Origin of the sequence: Rhizobium mulingense (genome assembly GCF_029194105.1) — a bacterium.
GTDB lineage: Bacteria > Pseudomonadota > Alphaproteobacteria > Rhizobiales > Rhizobiaceae > Rhizobium > Rhizobium mulingense.
In genome coordinates this window covers 415427-440761 of the sequence record NZ_JARFVE010000003.1, presented here as the reverse complement: position 1 = coordinate 440761, position 25335 = coordinate 415427, and the positions used below count along the sequence as shown (strand labels likewise).

Annotated in this window: 23 protein-coding genes and 1 pseudogene; 13 read left to right on the top strand and 11 right to left on the bottom strand. The window is 60.4% G+C overall.

Annotated features, from left to right (window positions below; all coding sequences use genetic code 11):
* Positions 1–174: 174 nt before the first annotated feature.
* The 7 genes from PYR71_RS06970 to PYR71_RS06940 all read left to right on the top strand — a co-directional run bounded on the left by PYR71_RS06970 (position 175) and on the right by PYR71_RS06940 (position 10086).
* Positions 175–2787, top strand: a complete 2613-nt coding sequence (locus tag PYR71_RS06970) for an AMP-binding protein (protein WP_275618758.1) — start codon at positions 175–177, stop codon at positions 2785–2787.
* A gap of 108 nt (positions 2788–2895) precedes the next feature.
* Positions 2896–5904: an ATP-binding protein gene (locus tag PYR71_RS06965; RefSeq protein WP_275618757.1), complete on the top strand. Its 3009-nt coding sequence runs from the start codon at positions 2896–2898 to the stop codon at positions 5902–5904.
* A 129-nt stretch (positions 5905–6033) separates the two neighbouring features.
* A complete protein-coding gene (locus PYR71_RS06960; RefSeq protein ID WP_275618756.1) occupies positions 6034–7194 on the top strand; it encodes a YcaO-like family protein in 1161 nt (386 codons plus the stop codon).
* A complete protein-coding gene (locus PYR71_RS06955; protein ID WP_275618755.1) occupies positions 7184–7948 on the top strand; it encodes a TfuA-like protein in 765 nt (254 codons plus the stop codon). The genes PYR71_RS06960 and PYR71_RS06955 overlap by 11 nt, the downstream gene beginning before the upstream one ends.
* Before the next feature lie 42 nt (positions 7949–7990).
* Positions 7991–9211 (top strand): gluzincin family metallopeptidase, encoded by a 1221-nt coding sequence (locus PYR71_RS06950; RefSeq protein WP_416340277.1) that lies wholly within the window; start codon positions 7991–7993, stop codon positions 9209–9211.
* A 19-nt stretch (positions 9212–9230) separates the two neighbouring features.
* Complete coding sequence (locus tag PYR71_RS06945) at positions 9231–9698, top strand: hypothetical protein (RefSeq protein WP_275618753.1); 468 nt, start codon at positions 9231–9233, stop codon at positions 9696–9698.
* Between the two features lie 25 nt (positions 9699–9723).
* Entirely contained in the window at positions 9724–10086 is a 363-nt protein-coding gene (locus PYR71_RS06940; RefSeq protein WP_275618752.1) for a hypothetical protein, read from the top strand.
* Between the two features lie 20 nt (positions 10087–10106).
* Here PYR71_RS06940 and PYR71_RS06935 read toward each other — a convergent pair whose 3' ends face one another.
* The 5 genes from PYR71_RS06935 to PYR71_RS06915 form a co-directional block, all read right to left on the bottom strand.
* Positions 10107–11003, bottom strand: a complete 897-nt coding sequence (locus tag PYR71_RS06935; RefSeq protein ID WP_275618751.1) for a GGDEF domain-containing protein — start codon at positions 11001–11003, stop codon at positions 10107–10109.
* Between the two features lie 129 nt (positions 11004–11132).
* Complete coding sequence (locus PYR71_RS06930; protein WP_275618750.1) at positions 11133–11627, bottom strand: GNAT family N-acetyltransferase; 495 nt, start codon at positions 11625–11627, stop codon at positions 11133–11135.
* The gene (locus PYR71_RS06925) at positions 11624–11920 is read right to left on the bottom strand and encodes a type II toxin-antitoxin system TacA family antitoxin (RefSeq protein WP_275618749.1); all 297 of its coding nucleotides are present in this window, start codon (positions 11918–11920) and stop codon (positions 11624–11626) included. The genes PYR71_RS06930 and PYR71_RS06925 overlap by 4 nt, the downstream gene beginning before the upstream one ends.
* Before the next feature lie 106 nt (positions 11921–12026).
* The gene (locus tag PYR71_RS06920) at positions 12027–14144 is read right to left on the bottom strand and encodes a carboxy terminal-processing peptidase (protein ID WP_275618748.1); all 2118 of its coding nucleotides are present in this window, start codon (positions 14142–14144) and stop codon (positions 12027–12029) included.
* Between the two features lie 405 nt (positions 14145–14549).
* Positions 14550–14795, bottom strand: coding sequence for a hypothetical protein (locus PYR71_RS06915; protein WP_183918951.1), 246 nt, complete (start codon positions 14793–14795; stop codon positions 14550–14552).
* A gap of 733 nt (positions 14796–15528) precedes the next feature.
* Between PYR71_RS06915 and PYR71_RS06910 the strand changes: the two genes are divergently transcribed.
* The 3 genes from PYR71_RS06910 (at position 15529) to PYR71_RS06900 (ending at position 17171) form a co-directional block, all read left to right on the top strand.
* Positions 15529–16302 carry a hypothetical protein gene (locus PYR71_RS06910; protein WP_275618747.1) on the top strand — a complete coding sequence of 258 codons (774 nt, stop codon included), beginning with the start codon at positions 15529–15531 and terminating at the stop codon, positions 16300–16302.
* 297 nt (positions 16303–16599) lie between these two features.
* Positions 16600–16866, top strand: a complete 267-nt coding sequence (locus PYR71_RS06905) for a DUF1488 family protein (protein WP_096477657.1) — start codon at positions 16600–16602, stop codon at positions 16864–16866.
* A gap of 38 nt (positions 16867–16904) precedes the next feature.
* On the top strand, positions 16905–17171 hold the full coding sequence (locus PYR71_RS06900) for a BON domain-containing protein (RefSeq protein ID WP_096477656.1): 267 nt from the start codon (positions 16905–16907) through the stop codon (positions 17169–17171).
* A 106-nt stretch (positions 17172–17277) separates the two neighbouring features.
* On the opposite strand, the gene PYR71_RS06895 is transcribed toward PYR71_RS06900, so the two are convergent.
* Entirely contained in the window at positions 17278–17601 is a 324-nt protein-coding gene (locus tag PYR71_RS06895) for an ATPase inhibitor subunit zeta (RefSeq protein WP_275618746.1), read from the bottom strand.
* Positions 17598–17888 (bottom strand): hypothetical protein, encoded by a 291-nt coding sequence (locus PYR71_RS06890; RefSeq protein WP_275618745.1) that lies wholly within the window; start codon positions 17886–17888, stop codon positions 17598–17600. The genes PYR71_RS06895 and PYR71_RS06890 overlap by 4 nt, the downstream gene beginning before the upstream one ends.
* Before the next feature lie 452 nt (positions 17889–18340).
* Here PYR71_RS06890 and PYR71_RS06885 point away from each other — a divergent pair, with 452 nt between their 5' ends.
* Entirely contained in the window at positions 18341–18706 is a 366-nt protein-coding gene (locus tag PYR71_RS06885) for a hypothetical protein (RefSeq protein ID WP_275618744.1), read from the top strand.
* Positions 18707–18750: 44 nt separating this feature from the next.
* Here the strand turns inward: PYR71_RS06885 and PYR71_RS06880 are convergent, their stop codons facing one another.
* Complete coding sequence (locus PYR71_RS06880) at positions 18751–18966, bottom strand: hypothetical protein (RefSeq protein ID WP_096477652.1); 216 nt, start codon at positions 18964–18966, stop codon at positions 18751–18753.
* A 942-nt stretch (positions 18967–19908) separates the two neighbouring features.
* Here PYR71_RS06880 and PYR71_RS06875 point away from each other — a divergent pair.
* Entirely contained in the window at positions 19909–20217 is a 309-nt protein-coding gene (locus tag PYR71_RS06875) for a hypothetical protein (protein ID WP_096477649.1), read from the top strand.
* A gap of 306 nt (positions 20218–20523) precedes the next feature.
* Positions 20524–20835: a hypothetical protein gene (locus PYR71_RS06870; protein WP_275618743.1), complete on the top strand. Its 312-nt coding sequence runs from the start codon at positions 20524–20526 to the stop codon at positions 20833–20835.
* 57 nt (positions 20836–20892) lie between these two features.
* On the opposite strand, the gene PYR71_RS06865 is transcribed toward PYR71_RS06870, so the two are convergent.
* The 3 genes and pseudogenes from PYR71_RS06865 to PYR71_RS06855 all read right to left on the bottom strand — a co-directional run bounded on the left by PYR71_RS06865 (position 20893) and on the right by PYR71_RS06855 (position 25243).
* Positions 20893–21756, bottom strand: a complete 864-nt coding sequence (locus tag PYR71_RS06865; RefSeq protein ID WP_275618742.1) for an NmrA family NAD(P)-binding protein — start codon at positions 21754–21756, stop codon at positions 20893–20895.
* 149 nt (positions 21757–21905) lie between these two features.
* Positions 21906–23867: an elongation factor G gene (locus tag PYR71_RS06860; protein ID WP_275618741.1), complete on the bottom strand. Its 1962-nt coding sequence runs from the start codon at positions 23865–23867 to the stop codon at positions 21906–21908.
* A 466-nt stretch (positions 23868–24333) separates the two neighbouring features.
* Positions 24334–25243, bottom strand: a pseudogene (locus tag PYR71_RS06855) (HNH endonuclease).
* Between the last annotated feature and the right edge of the window lie 92 nt (positions 25244–25335).

Here is a 25335-nt window from a genome sequence, read left to right as displayed (position 1 = left end):
CCCGCAGCTCTAAGAATGACAAACCTGAGATCCAAACAGCCGTATTGAGGGCGCGAAGCGGCCTTCCCGAGCTCGAAATTTCGTCGCCCCAAGCTTGTGCAGCCGCAAATTACTTGACTGACATTATCAAGGATTATACGCGCTTCGCCAGTTTCTGCCATTCGAAGCGCGAGCATGATCCCCGCCGACCTGTTTTCTGAAATCACTCGCGCCGATCAGCGCCCAGCCCTTGTCTTCGCCGACGGACGGATGGTCTCCTATGCCGACCTCCACGCCCGGACGCTGCGCTTCGCCGAGCAGCTGGGGCGGGGGGAAAAGCGGCTTGTGGCGATTTCGGCGGATGTTTCGGAACATGTGATCGTCGCCTATCTCGGCGCGCTGCGCGCCGGCCATGCTGTGGCCATGCTGCCGCCCTGCGATGACAGGCTGTGGCAAGAATTTCTCCCAGCCTTTCAGCCTGATTTCACCTACCGCCCCGCCGGCGGCCGTTGGCGGCTCGTCCGGGAAAACCAGCCTCAACAAAGCGACACGCCGCTGCACCCGGATCTCGCCTTGCTGCTGATGACCTCAGGCAGTTCCGGGCTCGCGAAAGCTGTGCGCCTTTCCTATGCCAATCTTGACGCCAATGCGCGCGCGATTGCCGGTTATCTCGAACTCTCCCCTGCCGACAGAACCGCGCTCGTTCTGCCGCTTCATTATTCCTACGGTCTCTCCGTCCTCCATTCGCACCTCGTTGCCGGCGGCAGCATCTTCATTCCAGGCGTCTCCGTGGTGAGCGAGGACTTTGCAAGACTGCTCGGGGAAAGCGGCTGCACCAATCTTTCGGGCGTGCCCTATTCCTATGAGCTGATGGAAAGGACGCGCTTCCGAAGCCACGAGCTGAAGGCGCTGCGCTTCATGACGGTGGCCGGCGGACGGCTGGCGCCCGAACTTATCCGCCTCTACCGCGACCATATGCGCGCGAACGGCGGCCGCTTCTTCGTCATGTACGGCCAGACCGAGGCAGCCGCCCGCATCGCCTTCGTGCCGCCGGAAAGCCTGCTGGACAATGAGGAGCGGATCGGCATCGCCATTCCCGGCGGCAGTCTCAGTCTCGTCGACGATGACGGGCATCCACTCGACCGACCTGACGTTGCCGGAGAACTCGTTTATGCCGGCCCGAACGTGATGATGGGCTACGGCGCCGATCGCGCCGATCTTCAGCGGGGCACCGAGGTCGCGACATTGAACACCGGCGATATCGCCATGCGCGACGAGGACGGTTTCTTCCGGATCGTTGGCCGCAAGAGCCGTTTCGCCAAAGTCGCGGGGCTGAGGATCGGCTTCGACATCATGGAGCAGGTTCTGGCTGAAGTGGGGATCGCGGCCGCCGTCGTTGGCGACGATCACGGACTGCAGGCCTGTGTGACCGATGCGCGTGACGCCGACCGGGCGCTCCAGGTGCTCGTCGAGGCGAGCCATCTTCCGGCGAGCCTTGTTACCGTCAGGGTGCGAAGCGAGCTTCCGAGGCTTGCCTCCGGCAAGATCGATTATGCAGGCCTCAGCGCCGAGATGCTGGCGGCTCGCGAGACAAGTCGCGCCGCGGCGGTGAGCGTGCTCGATGCCTATGCCAAAGTCTTCTATCCCCACACTGTCAGCCGCAACGACAGCTTCGTCTCGCTCGGCGGCGATTCCCTGCGCTTCCTGCAGTTGACGATGGAGCTCGACCGGCTCGGCGTCGAGCTGCCGGAAGGCTGGGAGCAGAGGCGGATCGCCGAAATGGATATAAGCCCGCGGGCCACCGCGTCAGGGCGGAGCGCAGAGGTCAGGGCGTTGCCGACCGATCGGGTTCTGCGGGCGATCGCCATCCTGCTCGTCGTCACCCATCACGAGATGCTCTGGCCCATTCCCGGCGGATCGGGCGTGATGCTGCTCCTCGTCGGCTTCAGTCTGGCACGCTTCCAGTCGGGCCATTTCCTCGCCGGCAATTTTCGCCAGGCGCTGCGGCCGGCGATCAATGTTCTTATTCCCTATTTTCTCATCGTCGCTGCCTATGGGCTTGCCTGGCGCACTGTTCCCTGGGCCTCGGTCACGCTGACCGGCAATTTCGGCTATGCCGAGCCGGAGCGTCACGAGATGCTTCCCTATCTCTACTGGTTCATCGAAGCCTATGCGCAGACGCTTCTGGTTTTCTCGCTGGTTTTTGCCGCGCCTGCGGTGCGCAGGCTCGCGCGGGCGCAACCCTTTACCTTCTCGCTCGCACTCCTGGCGCTGGCGGTCGCGGCGCGGTTTTCTCTGCCGCCCCTCTTCGATATCGGCGGGCGGCAGATTTTCACCATCTACTGGGGCCTGCATCTCGGGATGTTCGGCTGGTGCTCCGGCTTGGCCGGCAGGAAGGCGCAGCGGATCATCCTGACGTCGATTGCCGCCGCCGTGCTCGGTTATCTCGCCTTCTGGGAAACGCTGTGGATCGGAACCACGGTCAAGTATCTGACGATCTTCGCAGCGCTTCTCGCCCTTCTCTACCTGCCGCGCATTCACCTGCCCGTGCGGCTTGGGCGTCTCGTGACGCTTATCGCCGTCTCGGCCTTTCCCACCTACCTGCTGCACCGTTTCGTGCCGGAACTGCTGATGCCGCAGGCAGCGGCCATGCTGCCGGTTCCCCTCCTTCATCTGCTGGCGATATCAGGTGGCCTGGCGCTCGGCGTCATCGCCAACAAAATCGCGGCTGACCTTCGCAATCTGCTTGGTGGGATAGCAATGGCCCGCGGCACGGGCGGACGTACTGTAATGGCGGAGACTGTCTGAACCGCAAGCGAACAGCAGAATATATTAGCAGCACCGCACGAAAAGCTTGCACGCAGGCATTAAATCGGATGTCCTGAGCATGGCTTCAGTGGTGTTGGGCGCCCCGCTATGAAAACCCTCGACGCACGAATTCGGTTTACAGGTGAGCGGCGACAGGTCACGGCCCTTTTCTATGACATTGTCGGTTCCACCGAGCTCTTGTTGCGCAGCGAGCCGGAGAAATTCTTCCGGTCGGTCTCGGCGTTACATCAGAGCGCCGAGACGGTCATCAGGAAACACGGGGGGTTTCTTCATCAGCGGCTCGGCGATGGCGGATGCTGCTTCTTCGGCTATCCCGAGCAGTCCGAGGATGCAGCTGAAAGCGCGGTGCGCGCTTCTCTGGAGCTGCTGCGCGTCGCGGCAGGGGCCGAGACCACGACCCAGGCCAAGGCCAAGGCGCGCCGGCCGTTCCGGCTGCGGATCGGGGTTGCCACCGGGCTCGTCGTCTTCTCCACGCAAGGCGATGAGATCGTCGGCACGGCGCCGGTTCTGGCGGCCCGGCTGCAGGCCGAGGCCGACCCCAATTCCGTCCTCGTCGCCGATTCGACCGTCCAGCTCACCCGGCAGAAATTCGATTACAGCCTGCTGCGGGAGGCAAGGCTGAAGGGCTTCGAACATCCGATTGCCCTCTGGCGTCCGCAGGAGCGCGATCGATCGACCGCCGAGCCATCGCCGTTCCAGGGCCACGACAGGCCGATCCGCGGCCGGCAAAAGGAGCTTGCCGCCCTCGCCAGCGCCTGGAATTCGGCCCTCGGCGGCAAGGGAAGTCTGATCGCCGTCGTCGGCGAGCCCGGCATCGGCAAATCCAGGCTGGTCGGCGAATTCGCCGAAGGTCTGCGGCAGAGCGCGCATGAGACCATGGTCTTCCAATGCGGCAGGCGGCTGGAGAGCCAGCCGCTGCATCCATTCGTTTCGTTTCTCGAACGGCTGGTCGCCGAACCCTCGGTCCTGAAGGATGGCGACAACGACGCCTTCATGCGGGCTCTTCAAGCGTCCGGCCGACAGCTCGATGCATCCGTCGCCGACACCATCCTCGCTTTCACCGCCGACCGTTCGCCGGCGACGTCGCGCAATATCCGCGTTTCCGATCTCTCCGGGCGCGCCTTCAGGCGGAAGGTCATCGAAGCCGCCGCCGACATTCTGACATGCAAGGCCGCCGGTCTCCCGACGCTCCTCATCTTCGAGGATGTGCACTGGGCCGACGACATGACGCTGGAGCTGATCGACAGGCTGGGATCGCTGGCGGCCAGGCTTCCGATCCTGGTCATTCAGACATCGAGAATCCGACGATCTCTCGCGGTCGCCAGCGAGATCGAATTGCCGGGGCTGACCGCGGCCGCGGTTCGCGATCTCGTCGCCTCGATCTGGCGGGAGCGTCCCCCGCCCGGCCTGTCGGATTTCATTCTCGACCAATGCGACGGCATGCCGCTCTATGCGGAAGAACTCGCCAGCTTCTTCCGCGGCAGGCAGCCATTGGGCAAATCGCTCTCGGAATGGAAAGGACTGCTGAGGGAAGGCGGCGTCACCTCGCTCAACGATCTGTTGTCGGCCAGGCTCGCTGCGACCGGTTCGGCACGCCAGGCGGCGCAATTTGCCAGCGTCATCGGCCGCGAATTCAGCATCTCGCTGCTCACCTATCTCCTCGAAGGGGTCAGCCGCCGCAGCGTCGACGTCGATATCGAGCAGCTTCTGTCGCAAGGCATCATCGAGCGTTCGACCACCTCGCACGGCTCCTATCAGTTTCGGCACGTGCTGGCGCAGGAAGCCGCCTATTGCAGCCTTCTCAAGAGCGACCGGCGCCGCATCCACCGGCGGATCGCCCATCTCCTGATCGGCGAAGAAAAACCCAGCCTGCCGGCTGCAATCGCCGCCTGGCAGTGTGCCGAGGCAGGCCTGCATGACGCTGCCGCCCGATTTGCCCTGGCGGCGGCGGAGGCAAGCGTCCTCCGCTCGGCAATGCAGGAGGCAAATGTCTCGCTCGAACTCTGTGCCGAGGCGGTCGGCAGCCTTTCCCGGCGCCACCCCGACCGCACCGAACTCGCGCTCAGCCTGTTCGAACTTCAAGGCGTCGTCGCAAGCGCACTCGAAGGCGAGGGATCGGAGAGCGCGCGGCGGGTCTATGCCCGCGCCATGCAGCTTCTGCGCAAACAGCCCTCGGCCGTGCGCGTCAAACATTTCCCGGTCTATTGGGGATGGTGGTTCACCGCCCCCAACATTCTGACCCAGCAGTCACGCGCGCGCATTCTCGTGGCCGACATGCAAGGCGTCGAGGATCGGGAGACGCGGCTTCAATCCTATCACTGCGGCTGGGCGACGAGCTTCCACGCCGGCGAACACGGCTTTTGTCTCGACTGTGTCGCCAAGGGCCTCGCGCTCTACGATCCAGAAAGCGCGGTGCGCAATCGAGCCTTCTTCGGCGGTCATGACGCCAAGGTCTGCGGGCTCGGCGAGAGCGCCCTTTCCTACCTGCTGCTCGACGAATCCGAGGCGAGCGAACATGCGATCGGACAATGCCTGGAATGGGCAAGCGCGACCGATCACGCCGGCAGCATGGTGCATGCGCTCTATTACGCCATGGTGCTTGCCCGCTGCCAGGGCCGCTATGACGAGGTCCACGCGCTCGGCGAACAGATGCTGTCGCTCGCCGAGCGGCACGGGCTGGCGGCAAGCCAAGCGCGGGCGAACATGTATTGCGGCTGGGCGGAGCTGATGACCTCGTCCGCAGCCGGCGGCGAAGAGCGTTTTGCCGTCGGCCTGGCTCTCCAGCAGCAATTGGGCACCGACGACAATTTTTCGATGCACAGCGACATGCATGCGCAGGTGCTGCGGCAGCGCGGCCGGTCTGCCGAAGCCCTGACGACCGTCCAGAACGCGATCAATGTCGGGCGCAGCAGCGGCCAATCGTTTTGGCTTGCCGAACTCTACCGCCTCAGCGCCCAACTGAAGCATGATCTGAACGAGCCGCCCTCATCGATCAGACGAGACCTGACACGCGCCATCCAAATTGCCGACGGACAAAAGGCCGCCTGGTTGGCGGAACGAGCAAAGCAAAGCCTGGACGGACTGCCGCGGCCCTAGAACAGGATGATTTTAGGCCCGGTCGGCCTAATCTGAATCCTGTTCTAAATTAACGAGTTAGAGCATGATGTCGCCCGAAAACCGCTCACACTTTTCGGCATCATGCTCTAGCAAAGATGGAAGGATGTGATGGACGAAGCGACGCTCGATAACATCCTTGATATCATCCTGAAGACCGAAGTCGCCTCGCCTCCCGATCCCCGGCAGACGGTGCAGCACATCCTTGCGCGCAGACAGGATTACGGCATCACCAGGCTCGGTTCGATCACCGGGCTCGATTGGATCGGAGTCCCGGTCGTCCAGGTCGTTCGGCCGCGCTCACGCTCCGTCGCCGTCAGCCAGGGCAAAGGACTGACCTTTCCGCTGGCGGCGATATCGGGCCTGATGGAATCCCTGGAAGGCTGGGCCTCGGAGCGGATTGATCAGGAGCGCATCGTCACGGCAAGCCTGCGCGCCATGAACGCACGGGGAGACTGGTCGCACCTCGGCATCGGCCGGGACGAGGAGATGCTCTCCTGGATTGCCGGGCTGGATCTCCTTTCAGGGCGGCAAATGGCCGTTCCGCTTGCCCTCGTCGATACCGCCTACATCGTCCCGTCGCCGCATCCCCATTGGATCGCCCGCGACACCACGGGCCTCGCTGCCGGCACGAGCCTGCAAAGCGCTGTTCTGCATGCCTGCCTGGAGATCCTCGAGCGACAGGCCCGCTGCACGGCGATGAAGACCCCGCATTTCTTCGACCGCTGCCAGATCGACGCCCGGTCGGTGCAATCGGGAAACGCCGGCGACATCATGCGGCAGCTCTCAAAGGCCGGTTTTGTCGTCGGCATCTGGCAGATCCCGGCGCCGCATGCCCTGCCGATCTACTGGTGCCACATCATGGAAGATGGCGGCAGAGCCCCCTTTGCGCCGCTGCCGGCCGAAGGTTTCGGCTGCGATATCAGCCATGATCGCGCGCTGACCAGCGCCTTGCTGGAAGCCTGCCAGTCCCGCCTCGGCGTCATTTCGGCAGCGCGCGACGATATCAGGACGGAGCTTTATAATCATGCCGATGCCGGGGAACTGGCCGCCTGGCGCCTGCAACTCGCAAAAGCGGGCCGTTCCTTGTCCAAAGACTGTTCTGCGGCCGAAGAGCGATCCCTTGCGCCCGTCATCGAGGCATTGAAGCTCGCCGGCGCGCATGCGGCCGTTCTTGTGGTTCTTCATTCGGACGATCGCATTCCGCTGCACGTCGTCCGCGTCGTTGCGCCGCCTTTGGAAACCAATCCGGAGGCCGATCTTGCGGGATGACATCGTGGTTTTTCTCGGCCCTACCCTCTCCGAGCCGCAAGCCCGGACCTATCTGGATGCCGTCTATCTTCCTCCCGTCGGCTGCGCGGATGTCGTGCGGGCCGTGGCTAAATATGCGCCCGCGGCGATCGTGCTGATCGATGGCGTCCTCGGGCAGCTTCCGGCCGTTCGCCACCAGGAAATCCTGTGGGCGATGGTCCGCGGCGTGCGCATCTATGGCGCCTCCAGCATCGGCGCGCTGCGGGCCGCCGAACTCGCGCCGCTGGGCATGATCGGCCACGGGCTGATCTACCGCTGGTACAGGAGGCACCCGTTCGCCGACGATGCAGATGTGACGGTGCCGATGGCGCCCCCCGCAATCGGATCCCGCGCATTGGGCGACGCCCTCGTCGACATCAGGCTGACGCTCAAGAAAGCCGAACGCATCGGCATCATTCAAAGACGGCTGCGATGCGAGCTCGAATCCTTGGCGCGCGCGCTTCACTTCAGCGAAAGGTCCTTCCCGAAGCTTATGGCGGCGGCCGAAAACAATTGCGGCGCCGCGGACGAAATCGAAGCACTAAAGGCTTGGCTGAAAACTGGCGCCGCAAGCCGGAAGCGGATCGATGCGGTAAATCTGCTGACACATCTCGCTAATCAAAAGATCAACCGGCCGAATGAACGCCTTCATTTCGAGTTTGAACTTACGGAATCATTCGCCAACGACATGGAGTACTACAACATGATCGATAGTCTATTGTCGAAAGGCACGTAGTACTGGTATAGTCGACGATCGCTTGACGTTGGGCAACGAGCGGTGGGGGCAGCATTGGATGCCATCACGCATACCGAGGGCGCAGGCCACGAGGCAGCTCCAGAGCGGCCGCTTGGGACGCGTTTCCTCGTCTTTCCCCAGCCATCCTTCATTCCCGGTTACGAAAAGCCCGAGGTGGTGTGGATCGGGCCTTCGGCAGGGCCGATCCTGGCGGGGCCGTCCGACAGCCGCATCTATGTGGCAAATCCGGTCGAGGCGAAATCGCCCTATGCCGCGCCTTATATCCCGCCCTATCCCGGCCTGCTGCAGCCGCCGGCCGAGCCCGGCCCCGACGGCCATTTCGATCACATCGGGCCCGGCTCACCGGCCTTCCTTGCGACCCACAGCTATGCCTGCACGCGGCGCGTTCTCGACATCTGCGAGGGCTATCTCGGCCGTTCGGTCGTCTGGTTCTTCCAGCCGACGCTGGAACGGCTGGAAATCGTCCCCCGCATCCCGCATTGGCAAAACGCCCAATCCGGCTTCGGCTTTCTCGAGCTCGGCGAAAGCGAGGAGCACGGCCGGGCATCCTGTTTCGCGCTGAATTTCGACGCGGTCGCCCACGAAATGGGCCACCTCATTCTGCTCAGCGAACTCGGCATCCTCGAAAACGACGGATCGGGCTGCGATTTCTTTGCCTATCACGAAGCGATCGCCGATTTCATCTCGCTGCTCGGACTGCTGCACTTCGACACGGCGCTCGATCGGCTCTTGCGCCGGACCGGCGGTAATCTGCTGCTGCACAACGAACTCGACAAATTTGCCGAGCTCAGCGACGAGAAGCAGGTCAGATCGCTCAACAATTCGCTTCGCATCGGCGATGTCAGCCGCGAAGTACACGACCGGTCGAAGCCCTTTGCAGCAGGCCTCTTCGACTGCCTCATCGAGGTCTACCAGTCGCTACTGTTCGAACGCGGTGTGTCGGACATCAATCCGAGGCGGTTCAGCGACCTGCGCCAGCAGATGGCGCCGGCCCTGATGGAAGAAGCACTTCACGTGTCGCCAGCATCCTACGAGCTGATGCATTTCGCCGCCAAAGCCGCCCTGCAGGAGGCGCGCGACATCATCGGCGAAGCGCTCATACGCTCCTGGAAATACCTCGATCCCGACAGCCTGACCTTCGAAGCGGCGGCCCTGGCCTTCCTCGAGGCGGCGAGCCGCGGGCGCGGGATCTCCTATCTCGACCAGCTTGACGATTGCATGAGGTGGCGCGGCATTCTTTAACCAACGACGGGAGGCATCGATGACAGACGAAAGCGTTCCAGCACCTTCTGGACCCCGCTATATCGCGGATGAAATCATACTCTATGGCGTAGAATTGAATGACACGAGTGGCGTTGCCCATCTCAATGTCGGGATGGTGGGAAAGGCGGAACTGCAGGTAAGACTCGCAAGCACGGTCGGCATCACTGGATCAACCGTCCTGGCCTATGGCTACGCCTTCGAAGGTCACTGTTACCGATTGGATTCCACCCGCATTTTCATTATCACAGGCCCGAATGCCGAGGATGCAAAGGGCTGCGGCTTCGACGGTCTGGGTTATAAAATGTGGCGAGTGACGGCCGCCTCGCAAATTCTGGAAATCTCGACGGCCTTCGGCGACGCAAGAACGCTTATTCTTGACGCCCAGTTGCCCGGCAAGAGGTCGCCAAGTTCATACGCCATTACACTTAGAATGGCCCATCGCAATGGTCGCCTCAGCAACGATTAGCTCGGCTCTAACGGGGAGAACAATCATGCCATGTGACGTGACAATCAATGTGACGGGAGACTTTACAGCTTTCACTGTAGACGACGGGTACAGCCCCTACGTGGACAAGAGCAATAAGAAACTCGAGAACTTGACAGTCGTGGGGTCGGCCACCTTTTACATATCGGTTCCGCTCGACAGCAACAACGAAGGCGTGGTCTTCGTACGAGCGACAAACGCAAAATCCGTAACCTCTTCCTCCACATACAACATACCAGATGACTGCGCTCCCGGAGGGAACATCTACGTTCCCAAGATATCGGCCGCATCGCAAAGCGATCTCGACAATCTTGACGCAAAGGTCAACGCTTTAGCGCAGCAAATCGCGGGCAATAAACGCGGAAAGTAGCGCATTCGAACGCCGACACCCTACGCCGCGCGTACCCTGTCGCGGCCGCTCATCTTGGCGTCATAGAGCGCCTGGTCGGCGCGCCGGTAAAGCTCCGATGCGCTGTCGGACGGCAGACTGGCGGCGATGCCGGCGGAGCAGGTGTAGCTGAAGTCGGGCGAGTCGGCGAGCGGCCGGGAAAAGCGGATCACCGTCAGCATGCGCTCGACCATGGCCAAGGCGTCTTCCGCGCTCGTCGATGGCATGACGAGCAGGAATTCCTCGCCGCCGACCCGGCCGAAGCAATCGTTGCGGCGCACATTCTGGTGAATGCGGTGGGCGAAATCGCGCAGCACCAGATCGCCGGCGTGGTGGCCGAGCCGATCGTTGATGCGCTTGAAATTGTCGATGTCGAAGACGGCGAGGCAGCCGCTGCTTCCATGCCGGGCGGCCGCCAGCATGTCGTCGACGCGGGCCATGACGAAGCGGCGGTTGGCGACGCCGGTGAGTTCGTCTGTATAGGACGCCTTGATCGCCTGATCGCGATCCTGCCGGACTGTCCTGCCCTGCGCTCTCAACCGGGTGATGTCGCTGGCGATGCACAACATCCAGCCGTCCTGCTGCACCGCCTCGGTCATCCACAACCAGCGGCCGTCACACAGATCGGTCTCGAAGGCGCGATAGCCGATCTTGCCGCGGGGCGACTGGGTCGAGCGCAGCCACGCCTCGAAATCATCGGTCCGCAGGACGGTGCCCCGGCCGAGCTCGAAATTGCGCCGCATGAGATCGGGCCAGAGCGGCGTCTCATCGGGCTCGATGAAATAGGCCGAACGAAAGGCGCTGTTGGCATATTGCAGCCGGTCATCCCCATCATAAACCGCAATCAGCGTTTCGGTCTGTGCAGAAAGATTGAGAAGCTGTTCGACGTGTGCGTCCATACCGTACCCTGTCTGGTTGTCCTGGCATGACATGGCGCAGAAATCCTATGAGGAAAGGGCCGGCTGCGGCAAGCAAAGGCGCCTCCCGTGATTACGGAAACGTCAACAAACACCGCGCCGCCGCCGGCTTCACCGCAGCGCGCTGTTGAGATCATGCAATCCGACCATCAGCATCATGGGATCGGATGGCGACGGCAGGAAGCCGACCGCCTCATAGAAGGCGCGCGCGTCGTCGGAAATTGCATGCACCAGCAGACCGCGAATTCCGAGAATTTCTGCGGCGTTGACCAGGCGCAGGCCCGCATCGCGCACCAATGCCCTGCCGATACCGCGCCCCTGGTGGGATTGATCGATGGCGAGGCGGCCAAGCACGGCAACCGGGATAGGGTCGGGCATGTTACGCCGAAAACGGCCGGGCGCTTCCGGCTGCCGCACCGCTCCAGAGGCGAGCGCATAATAGGCGATGACCCGGTTTCCCTCGCACACGACGAAGGTGCGCGACGCGCCGCCTGCCTGATTGGCGCGGGCGCGGCGACGCAGCCATTCGTCCAGTTCAGCCACGCCGGACCTGAATTCGGCCAGCTCGTGATGATCGGCCAAAGGCGCCGGAGCGCTGAGAGTCACGCTTCATCCCATGGCGCTTTGGTCGACATCGTCCGTTTCAGACGCGCATTGGGCTCAGCCGGCGCATCAAGGCGGGCAAGATATTCGGCATGGATCTCGGGGCTGACCGTGAATACCGTCCGGTCGAGCAGCACTTCCTCAGCCCGGCGCTCCGAAGCCTCCAGCATGAAATCCGTGCGCGTCTTGCCAAGCAGCTCGGCGGCGCGGTCGATCAAATTACGGGTCGCAGGCTTGATGCGCATATTCAGCGGCACGCTTGCCTCCGGACCTTTGTTCCTGGACGAGGCGGGCATGGGAAACTCCTATCTGGAGCCTTACAAATAGCGTAACGACACCATCTTTACAAGCATCGTAAAGATATCGCCGTTACGCTATCGATCGTTCGCGCTGCGCGGGCCCCTATTTTCCCTGGGGCTTTCCCGTTTGTGTCGTCGCTGCCTTGACGCCGCCCTGCTGCAAATCCGCCCCATCGGCAACAATGGCGGCCGCCTCGTCGAGCAGGACGTCCTTGGCCTTCTTGCGGGCGTTTTCCATGGCGATATCGGCGCTGAGGCTGCGCTCGTCCGACTGCAGGCCGTCATCGCCAGTCGGATCCTCGCCGTCGCTCGCCTCGGCCCGATCCTTGAACCGCTTCTCGCGGGCCGCCGCTTCCTTGCGGCGCTCGGCTTCATTCAGCGACACGACGCCTTTTTCGCGCTGCGCCTTCAGCTCGGCAATGTCCTCGATCAGACGCTGGAAATCCGGATCGCTCTTGACCCGCGCGTCATGACGGCTTTGCAGGGCCGGCAGCAGAGCCGTGACATCGCCTTCCGGGGTATATTTCGCCGGCTTGATCTCTGCCCAAGGCAGGGCATTGTCATAGCTCGTCTCGCCGAAGCTCGTCGGATCGGACAAGCCCGGCAAGCTGATATCAGGGGTGACGCCGCGCAGCTGCGTCGTGCCGCCATTGACCCGGAAGAACTGCGAAATCGTCACCTTCAGCTCGCCGAGCTCGGGCTTGCTGTTGTGAACTACCTCGTCGAGATCGACGACCGTCTGCACCGTACCCTTGCCAAAGCTCGGTTCGCCGATGATGACGCCGCGCCCGTAATCCTGGATGGCGGCGGCAAAAATTTCCGAAGCCGAAGCCGAGCCGCGATTGATCAGCACGCCCATCGGGCCTGTCCAGGCGGGGGCTGCAAACTCGGCGCTCTTCACCGCGATCTTGCCATTGCTGGCGCGCTGCTGGACGACCGGGCCCTTGCCGATGAAGAGGCCGGTGAGATCGATCGCCTCGTCCAACGAGCCACCGCCATTGTTGCGCAGATCGATGAGGACGCCGTCGACATTCTCCTGGCTCAGTTCATCGAGCAGCTTGGCGACGTCGCGGCTGGCGCTCTTATAATCCTTGTCGCCCTTGTTCTTGGCTTCGAAATCCTCATAGAAAACCGGCAGGGTGATGATGCCGATCTTGCGGGTGGCATCGCCCGCCTTGACTGAGAGTACCGTCTTCTTGGCGGCCTGCTTGTCGAGGCTGATCTTATCGCGCACCAGGCTTACGACCCGATGCGTGGCATCGGCGCCGGCATCGGCCGGCAGTATATCCAGGCGTACGACGGAGCCTTTCTTGCCGCGGATCATCTGCACGACTTCATCGAGGCGCGTGCCCACCACTTCCTTGATCGGCCCGTCCTTGCCCTGGCCGACGCCGGTGATCCGGTCGCCGACGGCAAGCTTGCCGGAGAGCTGCGCCGGCCCGCCGGGCACGAGCTCACGGATCGTTGTGTAATCGTCGCGCTCCTGCAGCACCGCGCCGATACCGAACAGCGACAGCTTCATCGAGACATTGAAATCGGCCGAAGCGGCCGCTCCGAAATAATCCGTGTGCGGATCGATCGCGTTTGAATAGGCGTCCATGAACGACTGGAAGACATCGTCGCTCTTGAACTTGTAGGCGCGCTCGAGCGTGTTTTCATAACGCTTGTCGAGCGTTTCGCGAATGGCGGCATCGGTCTTGCCGCCGAGCTTCAGCCGCAGCCAGTCGCTCTTGACGCGCTTGCGCCAAAGCTCGTTGCTCTCGGCTTCTGACTGCGGCCATGGCGCCTTCTCGCGCAGCACCGCATAATCTTCCTTCACGCTGAAATCGAACCCTTGCTTCAGCAGGCTGCGCGCATAGGTCATGCGATCGGCAACGCGCTGCTCATAAGCATTGAAGATCGCAAACGGGATTGTCAGATCCTTCCGTTCGATCGCATCGTCGATCTTGCTGCGGTCCGCCATGAACTTGTCGATATCGGCCTGCAGGAAGAGCATGCGGTCGGGATCCAGTGACTTGATGAACCCATCCATCACCCTCGCCGACAAGGCGTCATCGAGCGCAACCGGCTTGTAGCTGTAGCGCGACAGAAACTGCGCGCTCAACAAAGCCGCATCCGCCTGCCGCTCCAGCGGCTTCAAAACAGGCGGCGGTGCAACTTCAGCATATGCGGACGGCGCAATTGCAAGAAATGCACCAAGAAAAACGTAGGCTATGCGCATTCAGCGTGGATCCAATTCTTATGCGTGCTTTGTCGATGGGTGATTTAGGTGGCGCAATTATGGTTTTTTGGCAAGCGGGGAGCAAATGGGTGTGTCTAGGGAGCCATTTTAGTATTCGGCCGGGAGGCCATGAACCGGAACGAGTCGTCCAGGACTATCGACCCCGTTATTACGGGTTCTCCTGGTAATAAATTCGTAGGCTAGCCTGGTAATTTTTACCTGTCTGCAATGATGGATATGTTGAAAAACCTGCGCGAGGCCGCTGTCGAAGCAGCAAGCTGGTGTCGTTCCGGAATGCCGCAAAACCAGCTGGCCTTCGAAGCTGGAAACGCCAAGAGCGAACACAACCTGAGTTAATAATACTCGCCTCTTGTTCGCGCCGCAGCTCGCATTGGCACCACCGCCTCACGACTTCCGGCGCGTCAGCGGATATGCCTCGGCTTCATAGAGTTTGCGCATCTGCAAACCATCGAAGCGCGCCTCCTCGACTTCGAGCACGGATCCTCGAAGGAGCGAGGCCGGCATGTCCTCGATCGCAAAGCGAAGGGCTTCGGCGACGGAATCGAACCTTATGTAACCGAGCCTGCTTTTTCTGTTGATTGTCTTGCACGGGTAAAGCCCCGCGCCGGCACTATAGTCAAAAACGGTCATAACCTAATCCTTGCGATTGGAGCGATTGTCGAGGACAGTTTGATCATCACCGTCCTGTCTGCGGTATCATGGGAAAACACAAGTCAGGCCAACCGTTCCGACAGAAGCTGCTGCATCTTGGCGTATGTCTCGCCTCCAAACCGCTGCAGCCAGTATGGTGAAGTTCGAAACGTTCGCAGAATCAGGATTTGCCAAGCAACCGACGCGGCCGGGAGGATCAGGTAGCCGAAAGGCTGAAAACGTGCAGTTTATATAAGGGTTTGATCAGCCTCTTTCAACGCACCACATGAATCGCAAAACCTTGCTTGCCAAAGGCGGAAATGAAGTCCAGGGTGCGATATCGGCTGCAACTGGTCAGGGCGCTGCCGCCTGAGGGACATGTGCGCGCCCTAGCCCCGACAAGAGGAGGACGCGATGACGTCCCGATCCTCACATGCCTGCTTCCTGCTTTATTTCCAGAAAATGCTCCTGAACGCCAACGGCGAAAGCAAGCACAATCCGGGCAACTGGGAAGTCCATAGAGCCTTTCCGATGGTTCGCAAGAGACGGCAACTTCATGGCTCGTCACTTGTCGGTCATGAGATACGGCCGACGCCCATTTTTCCTCAGAAAGCTCCCGAGAAAAAGCCAAGGCTCTGGTAGCACCGTATCTGTCTTTCCCTCTTTAACCATCAGCGTTGTATCTCGGAATCCGGACCTGGAGATTGCAGATGCAGGCCCTTGGAGACAACTCATGCGCCAATCATATTACAGGGCGCTGGCCCTCACGATGACCGTCCTCCTGCAATCTGCATCGGGACTCAGCTCCTCGGCGTTCGGCAAGACCGCAAGGCCGGTGCCTGAAAATGCCCAGGCAAGCCGATACGGCTCCGGCTGGGAATGCAATCTTGGTTTTCGAAGGCGGGATGACACCTGCTTCGAGGTGCAGCCTCCAGCCAACGCGTTTCTGACGAACTCCTCCTTTGGCAATGGCTGGGATTGCCATTACGGCTTTCTCGAGAAGGGGGACCAGTGCCTCACCGTCCAAATCCCGACCAATGCATATCTCGACCCATCTTCCGGCGACCGCTGGAAATGCCTGCGTGGTTACCGTCAAACCAATGTGGGTTGCGACCTTATTAAAGTCCCGGAGAAAGCATTCCTGTCCGATAACACCACAGAATCCGGCTGGGAATGCGAAAGAGGTTATCGCGCGACACAACAAGCATGCCTCAAGCTCGAACTCCCTGCCCACGCCTATCTGACAACCGGCGGAAATGAGTGGAGGTGCGATAGAGGCTTTGAAAAGAAGGATCAGGCGTGTGCCGCCGTCCAGGTTCCGGAGAATGCCATCTTCGTCGACACGTCCCACGGGCAAAAATGGAAATGCGACCGAGGCTTCGAGATGACGAGCAATCAATGCCTGCAGGTCAAGCTTCCCGAAAACGCACATCTTAACTCGGCGGGCAACGGCTGGGACTGCAATCGTCCGTACCAGCTTCGCAGTGGTGCCTGCATGAGCGATTAAAGAGCAGCGGAAGTCCCTGTCCGGCGCCTCCCACGCTCTCGGCAGATTCTGGCCACCCGGCCCCTACATTGCAATTCGAATGCCGCGCCCTATATTTCTAGAGGAGCGGAACTGCGAAGTGCAGCCGTTCGCGGGAATTCGGGCGACCCGAGGATGATGGTGTTTCTGCATCCGTAGCACACCGGCAGTTTGAGCAGCCTTGCCGCGCCTCAGGCGAGATCGGCTACTTCGTCCCCAACAACATGTTCTTGCTACAGTCCTAATGCATGGCATTAATGACCATCCGGGAGAGAATGCGTGACACTGACCTTTCCCAATAAAAGCCGCAGTTTTGATGAGAGCCGGAATGCGGTCCGCTTCTCCGGTTATGACGGCATGTTCGAAGTGCGGTTTTTGGTCGAAGCTAACGCCTTGCGGACCGCGAGCCAGCCCGGCCGCTCCGAGGACGAGTGCCTGAGAGCCTTCGACATGGCGCGCGAGATCATTCTCGAAGCGGCTACCCATGCCTATGGCCGCAGCGGCAAAGACCGATATACCCTGACGGCGCAGGATATCCGCCGGTAGACTTTTACACCCGGAAAGGCCGTGCAGGAGCCGAACCCATGTCAGTCGACAGAAAACACCTCAGTGTCGCGGGCCGCGTGGCGACCCGCTGTCCCGACCAGGGCGATCTTGAATCGGCCGTCTACAGCGCGCTCGCCCATGCCGGCGATCTCGACCCCAGCTATATCTTCGTCACCGCGCACGGCCGCGACATCACGCTGGCCGGATGGGTGCATTTGAAAGCGGAGGTGTCACGGGCCGAGGAGATTACACTGAGAACCAACGGCGTGCGCAAGGTTCACAATGAACTGTCGCCGGATTTATGAGGCAAGTCCGTCCGGCACTATTTCCATGGCGCGGCTGCGTCGTATTCCGGCCCGGCCGCTAGCCAAACCCGGGACAGCTTTCGCTAGCGGCAGATGGATCTCCCGATCATAAAGAGGGTTGCCGGGCGATATCCTGCGTGGCGGCAGCGCTCAAAGCCTCCATGCGCTCCCGCAAGGCTCTTTCATCGAGATCATTTCCGGTCGAGCGCAAATCTGCAAGGATTTTGGCAATCACGGCTTCATCGTCAGCCCCTGACATCCTGAGATCGACGATCTCTCCGACATAGGCTTTGACATCGGCAGCGCCTGTTATGCCGCAGACCCAGACCGCCAGTAGACGGTCGCGGCGCGATCGCACCTTGAAGGCCATTTCCGAGTTCAGGAAATAGATCTCCTCAAGCGCTTTCTCACGGTTTTCGATGGCGTTCATCGGGACAGCTCCTGCGTCGCATTCGTCGCCGCCAAGAGATCAGCGAGCGCCGTCGGCTCGATCCGGACGATCCTGCGCAAGCGGTTGCCCTGCGCAATCGACGGCAGATGAATGTAGGTTGCGGTGCGGCGGTAGGCAAGCCACGACAGGCCTTCGATGCGCTCCTCATCCTGCGCGATCTTGTAATCGCCGGCCGGATGCACCTCACCAACAAGATCGGGAAGCGCGAAAGGGGTGGAGAAGTGAACGATGGTGTCCGTCGTGCGTGTGGAGGATAGGTCGGACATGGTGACAGGCTCCAGTTGAAGGCGGTTAGCCAAGGCCCGCTAATACTTCCTAAAGGGCATTGGCATGGCGATCGGAATTCGGAGCGATGATGGTGTTCAAGTCTCTGACACGGACGAGAACCACAGGGCCAAACGACGACAGGGGACTCTTACGCCCCAATTGCGTCACAACTGGGACAAAATCCTAAAATGAAGGTTTTATTTAGACTCGATTGGTCAAATTTAAAATATTATTGGTAGAAAATCTAAATTAAACTAGCCATCCAATAAAGCCGTATTCGCCTTTTTATTGCGCTATTTTCATGAAATACAAGATACCTTAATTCAAAGGATCGGATTTTGCAGAAATATACACTACCTTCGCCAGCCTGCTCGACAAGCAGGAACTCGGCCGCGAAAGCGCGTCCCGCGCGAACGGCAGGCTCATGACTTCATGAAAAAGAGGCCTTCAAATGTCGAGACATAACAACGCCAAGCCCCCTACCGCAAGTGACCGCCACGACTTCGGCGCTAACGGCAAGCGTCCAGACGGCAATCCCTCCGCGAAGGAATTGATCGCCCATGCCGTCGCCGCACGCACCGACCTCGCCGTGCCGTCCGAGGAAGCGCGCGCAGTTGACGAACTGCGTGAAGCAAAGAACCCGCGGCATCGAGTCACAAAGCGCCGAAGCACTGAGACCGAAGATGAGAGCCTGGCTGTCCGGGATCTTCCTACAATGGGTGAACTCGAGCAGGCGCGGACCGATCACAGCAAGAAGATCGCCACCCGGGAAGCCGTGAGGCGTGCCGAGGAGCGTGACGAAAAAGCTGGGGAATGAACAAGGATTAGACCCGCCGACCGCCCCCGTGGGCGGCGGCTGGCTCAGCGCTCCAATCGGATCGACGCCTGAATCAGATCCTGATGGAAGCAGTGGTTGCGCAAATCCTCTGTCAACTTGACCAGCCTTTCCCTGGCCAGCCCGGCAGGCTCGCCTCGCGCCAGCATTCCGTCGATCAGGCCCTGCTGAGCGCAAATCATCTGCCGGTCGACAATCACTTGCCGGCGCGCGAGTTCCAGGTCCTTCGGAGAATAGGTCATAAGAGACTATATCACACAGGCGGCGAAAGTAGGATTCAATTCGGGGCCGCCCGGTATTATCGCGGCCGTCAACTTGTTGTCGTCGCCGAACGAGCTAAGACAAAGCCCGCGCCTCTCGCCCCGTGACCGAGTGGCCCCGGGACGGAAAATTATAGAGGCGCCTTGCACAGCGTTCGTCGCTTTTGCCTTGGATAAAGCGCAATGGAGGCGCATATTCGCATATCGGCAGCCAATGAAACGGGCGCTGCCGATCAAGGGGTGGCTCCCTTCGCCCCAATCAAAGGAGGACAAGATGTCTTCCACCTTCAAGCACTCTTCCCATACCGTGGCTTACGGCGACTTCTTATTCAGGGCTTCCATCCTGGCGAGCTTCGCCGTCATCATTAGTTTAATTTTGAGAGGATGGTTATGGTAGTAATCATCACGACTGGAACTGCTGCGAAACGCGACGAGAATTGGCGGCTGCGGTCCATCCTCAAGCGAGCGGACTATGCGACGACAGATCTCGTTGCTTCAGAAAATGGCGACCATCACGAAGAGGTGATGGTGATTAGACGCATCAGGGCGGCGACGATCCCGGCGCCCACCTACCCCTCTTCGAGGCGGCGGAAGCTGCATGCCGATCCTGAGGCTTTGGCATCATGGGAAAACGAAGGAGGCGCCACGCGAGCTGTGCACCCGCCTGCGGACAAGAAAAATTGATGACGCCGCGGGCGATTCAGCGAGGAACGTCTTTTGGCGCGGTGACTATCGAACCGGGAAACGATGATTGCGAGAATAACTACATTCGAACGCATAAGCCTGACCGCTTCCTGCTACCCCGGAATATTTAGTTTGCCAGCCGCATTGATTAGGCGCAGGATGCATCTTCAGTAGCTGTTTCTCAGGGCGCTACTGCGTGGAGGTCGGTTGTCCCTTCGCCCCAAATTGAAGGAGGACAGCATGTCTTCCAATCTCAACATCTCCGTGCGGACCTCTGACCTGGCTGTATTGCAAGGCGTCCTCGACGACGCCGGATACGATTCCACAAGTAGCCTCGCAGATCCGAAATATTACAACATCGCGGTCAAATTGCTGTTCAATCTCTATAATGATGGAATGACCTCGCCCGCCGCCCTTTCCATCGAACTCAGCCGGCACTTTGGAAAAACACCACTGTCCTCGAAATCATCCGCGGAGTTCGAAAAAAATCGCAAACGGGTACAGGGGATCCGATCAGCCGTTGTGGTTAAGTCGCCCACGGGCGCTTGAACAGACGCGTGGTGAGTTACTAATTCGACGAAGCCATTGCCACCCGGATGGGAGGTGCATGTCGGAGCGGTTCGAACAGCTAGACGAGCTTCTCATCGCCCTTGGCGCAGCGTCGGCGGCGCAGGAAGTCAACGGCGTCGGAATGCCCCCGGCAGATGTATCTGCTGCTTTGATATATCATCGGGGTCGCCCGGCAGAGCGACCAAGCCGTTCACTCGATCCCCTTTGCTGCACTTGCCGAACCATAGATGGGCGACAGTGCGCCGGGAAGCGGCACAATAATGGGCACCATCAGAGGAGGCTGGAATGCCAGAAGCACCAAAAGAATTCGCAGCGAGCGCAAACGGAGACAAATGGTATCTCGCTCATGCCGAAACCGCGGACCAGCATATCGTGATCCATCACGCCAACGACGCCTCCGGCGGCACGGAGACGAGATGGCCGATTTCGAGCTTTCTGGAGCACTTCGGCGATCATCCGCAAGGTCAGGCTCTTCGCGAGGCACTGCGCGATGCCGGACCTGCTGAACAGGAAGCACCAAGCGAACATACGCCCGTTGCGCAGAAACCGGTGATTTCTTTCCCTTGGTCTCGCAATATGGACCGCCTTAAGGATTAGTCAGTAATCACTCACCTCAAAGGATAGCCCCACGGGCTGGCGGCGGTGGTGGCGCAATTATGGTATTTTAGCCGCGACGAGCTTGCCTATGTAGGTCTGGAGCGAGATCGATCCTCGAATTGGATCCTCGGGATATTCGGGACCGTCAGCGGTGAGAGCCGTCATCCTTGCATATGAATGAGCCGCCGCGTCGGAGAAGCCCAAGCTGCGGTATGCGTCTTCCCAGGTTTCACGCGGGATCACGTCGACGCGAACCGCCCGGCCAAGTGCGGAAGCGAAGGCTGCGGCGACATCATTGGGGGAGTTCCGTTCCGGCCCCTCTACGGGGTATACGCCGATCTGTTCGATCGGCGCCTGCAGGAGCCGCGCGGCCACCCTTCCCAGATCCTCCGGCGCGACCATCGGGAGCTTGAGGTCGGCAGGGAGCATGGTTGATAGCACCCCGTCCTTCATGACAGACTCCAACATCATATCCCAATTGCTGTAGTAGTAGGCTGCGCGGATGACACTGGTAGAAATCGGCTGGTTCCTCAGGCCCACTTCCAGTTCGTAAAGGACGTTGAGATCGCCGCATTCCTTGCCCGGCTGCGCGCCCAAGGTTGATTGCGCCACGACCTTCTCCAGTCCGGACCCTTCGATCGCCTCAAGCAGGCAGCGCACGGTCTCGCGCTCCTCCTGATCCGTATCGCTCGAAATGTCAGCGTTCGGGTTCAGTAGGAAGGCCCGCTGCCCGCGGCAGAACACCTCACGCAGCGAGGCTACGTCGTGGACGTCGGCGACGGCGACCTCCGCGCCCCGCCGTTGCCATGCGCCGGCCTTCTCACGGTCTCGCGTGACGATGGTAACGGCCTCGCCTTCATCGAGCAGTGTCTTTGCCACGGCGGAACCGACGTGGCCTGTCCCGCCAACAACGATGTACATTAGCCAGTCTCCAGCAATGAGGCGCATAACGTTTCGCCCCCTTCGAAGGTTCCCTGCTCAATTCACCGACACCGATCCCGACTGCCTTGCCGCTCTTGAGCTCGGTTCGATCCGATCATGCTTGAGCGCCTTGAAATGGCGCGAACGTTTCAGTGTGCGGTGCCTGCTTTCTCCTTTGCCCTCACAATGGCGTCCGCTTCCTTGCCGTATAGTTCCTCGAAGTGATCGAAGGTCTTTGAAAAATAACCAATGCCCTGCGTCGCCGAGCGCAGCGCCCGCGCCAGATCTTCAAGTGCGCCGCCCGGAACGAGCGCCCGGAAGATATCCCATCCCTTGGCGGTTTCATCACGGTCGAAGCCGAGAACCTGACCGTTGAGAGCGGCGACGATCTGGACAAGGCTGCCTGAATAGACCGACGGGATGTGGAACTCCGTGCGGAAGACCGGCTGCATCAAGACGGGCGATCCTTCGGAGAGCGCCTGTCGCACCCCCATTTTCGACGCAGTCCGGAAGGCGTGTTCCGAACTGTCGACGGCATGGTGCTGACCATCCAACAGCGTTACGCCGACATCGATGACTTCGAAGCCTAGCGGTCCTTTCTCCATTGCTTCGCGCGCGCCCGCTTCGACGGCGGGGAAGTAATTGCGCGGAACGGCGCCGCCCTTGATGCTTTCGCCAAAGGAGAAGCCCTGGCCGCGCTCGTTGGGGTGAATGCTCAACTTCACATCCGCGAATTGCCCGGCACCGCCGGTCTGTTTGCGATGGCGGTAATGAACCTCCGATGGTTTCGCGATCGTCTCGCGGTAGATTGGGCTGGGCGTTCGGTCGGTCACCGAGATGTGAAAGACTTCCGCCAGCGTTCGGCAGAGATCACGCAGATGCACCGGCCCTTGGGCGCGGACGAGTTGAGCGCCCGTGCCTTCCTCCTGCAAGACTTTCAGGCCGCGATCCGTCTCGGACAGTTTCGCCAGCGTTTCGGAAAGTTTGTTTTCATCGCGCTCGCTGCCCGGAACCAGGATCCTTTCAAGCATCGGCGTCGGTGGTTCCGTCCACTCAGGCGGGGCGACCACCGCGCCGGAGGTCAACAGCGAAGGGACGGGCAGGTGGTCGGACTTGATCGTCGCGAAGACATCTCCCGGCGCCGGCAGAACCGCCGAATTGGACCGCCCGTTTGCGAGATTTTGGACGGCGCCGAGGCCGGAGCCGCCGAGCGAAGCGCCTTGCCGCAGTCCCTCGCCAAGTGCGCGCACGAGCACCGTCTTGCCGACATTCTGGCGATGATAGGCATGGAAGCTCACGGCCACCAGCTTGCCTTCATCGACAGTTCCCGCATGAGCGAGACGCTGCCGAAGAACGCCTACCGGCGGCGCCTCGTGGCGCAGCGCCTTCATCAGCCTCATCATGCCGTTGCCGTGACTTGCAGCACCGATGAGGACCGGGACAATTCTATTTTCCCTGAGAACCCGTGATGAAATGGCATAGAGCGCGTCGCTGGATGGCTCGCGGTCCTCGATCAGTTCCTCGAGAAGCCAGTCATCAAATTCGGACAGGTGTTCCAGGAGCTCGGTGCGCGCTTCGTGCTCGCGTTCGGCAGTGCTTTCGGGGATTGCGATCAGCGCCGAAGGCTGGCCTTCCCGGTAGCGCCACGCCCGCTCCGAAATCAGATCGCAACTGCCAATGATCCTGTCTCCCTCGCGGATCGGGATCTGGCGAAGCAAAAGGGTGTGGCTGGCGTAGTCTTGAAGCGCGGCGATCACGTCCCTCAACCGCCCTCTCGGTTCGTCCATCCGGTTGACGAAGAGGATGCAAGGCGTCCCCGAGGCCTCGATTATCCTGAGATAGGGCGCGGCGAGCACAGCCTCCTCGGGTGCCGATGAAACGCACAATATGCAGGCGTCGCTGGCAAGAAGCGCGTGCTGCGCATGCGCCAACGCTTCGTTGGGTCCTGGCGCATCCAGTGCACACCACGCCTCGTTTCCGAAGGTGAACTCTGTGAGGTTCAATCCGTAAGGGGAGCTGGATTTTCTCGGCGTCCCCTCCAGCGAGCCGAGCTTTTCCACGACTGTCGATTTTCCGGTCTGCGAAGGTCCAAGCACGGTAAAGCAGCGCATCGGCATTCCTCCAACTGCCAAAACACAATTTTCAGCCATCATAGGATGCCCTGAACCGCTGCAAGGCGCCAGAGGTGTTCGGTTTGACAACGCTTTTGACCTGATTGGCGGGCAACGCCTCCCGATAAGTAATGCCTATTGGATTTGGACTTCCCGCACGTCGTAACTAGCACCTATCGGAGGATAGGATTTGCTCAATATGCAGGCCGCCACGCCGAAAGACGTTTTCGTATGACAAGAAATGCACCAAGAAAAACGCATGCTATGCGCATTCAGCGTGGATCCAATTCTTATGCCAGCTCTGTCGATGGGTGATTTAGGTGACGCAATTACGGTTTTTTGGCAAGCGGGCGGTAAATGACTTGGTCTATAGCGCGGCAGAAGGCCTCTAAAACGCTCGTCGGCAGCGGCGGTTTTTAGGTAGCTCTCGCGGCACTAACGGCTCAAACGATCCGGGCTATCTTTGCTACTGCTTGAAGCAATATTGGCGATGCCACTGGAGAAAATGAGGATGTGGCCGCTCGAACTGCCGGGGCGGCACAATCGCCTTTCCAGATTGTTGATCAGGCTTCGGATACTTTCCCGATCGTTGGCTTGCCGGGAGATTAGGATATCGAGTTCATCCGAGAGGCCGATCAGCCCGCGGTCGAACATCCAGTGTGCGGTACCAGAAAGAGCAATGCCGTTCGTGAGAATATCGGGTCCATTTGCCTCCATGGGGCGGATATGCGCAGCGTCGACTTCCGCACGCCCGCCGCCGTTTATCAGCTTCAGTCCGGTGATTGCGCACCGTTTGTCATAGGCCTGCAGCACAAGTCGGCGAAATAGCCGATTGCGCACTATCCGCGACGACAGCTGCATAACTCGATCGCGGTCGTGGTCGAATGTGAAGAGCGCTTGAGCTCTGTCTCCAAATCCGTCGGCACGGGGCGCTGCTCCTGGCTCATCCAACCGAGGCAGCTCAGGCTCATGCTCATCTAAGCCAATCAACACGATCCGATTGAAATCTGCAGTGGATATCGGGCGTACAGCGGCCTGTGCTCGACCGGAATCCGCCCCTCCTCATTCAGCACCCCCCGCTCAATGACACCGTCCGGCCCGCTAAACGGAACGGCATTGACGAAATCGAGGTAACTGCCAGGCTCGATGAGTGCCAGATACATGCCGGACGCCTTCGGATCCGGAATGACCTTGGCTACCTTGGCGACAGCAAAATAGCCGCGGGTCACCGCAACCTTGCGCGGCTCGTAATAAATAGTCCAGTCTCCGAGGCAAGCTTGCACGCGACCGAGATATTGACTCGGGAACTGATATTGTTCTGCCGGGCTGTTGTCGTAGATCGAATCTGAGCGGTGGATGAAGACCCCGAATCCCATGTCCGATGCGTAGCACGACCAGATCGGTTCAGGTACCGCATTTGCATCCTCCGTTTGAAGAGAATTGATCAGGAAAGATTCTTTGGATCGGA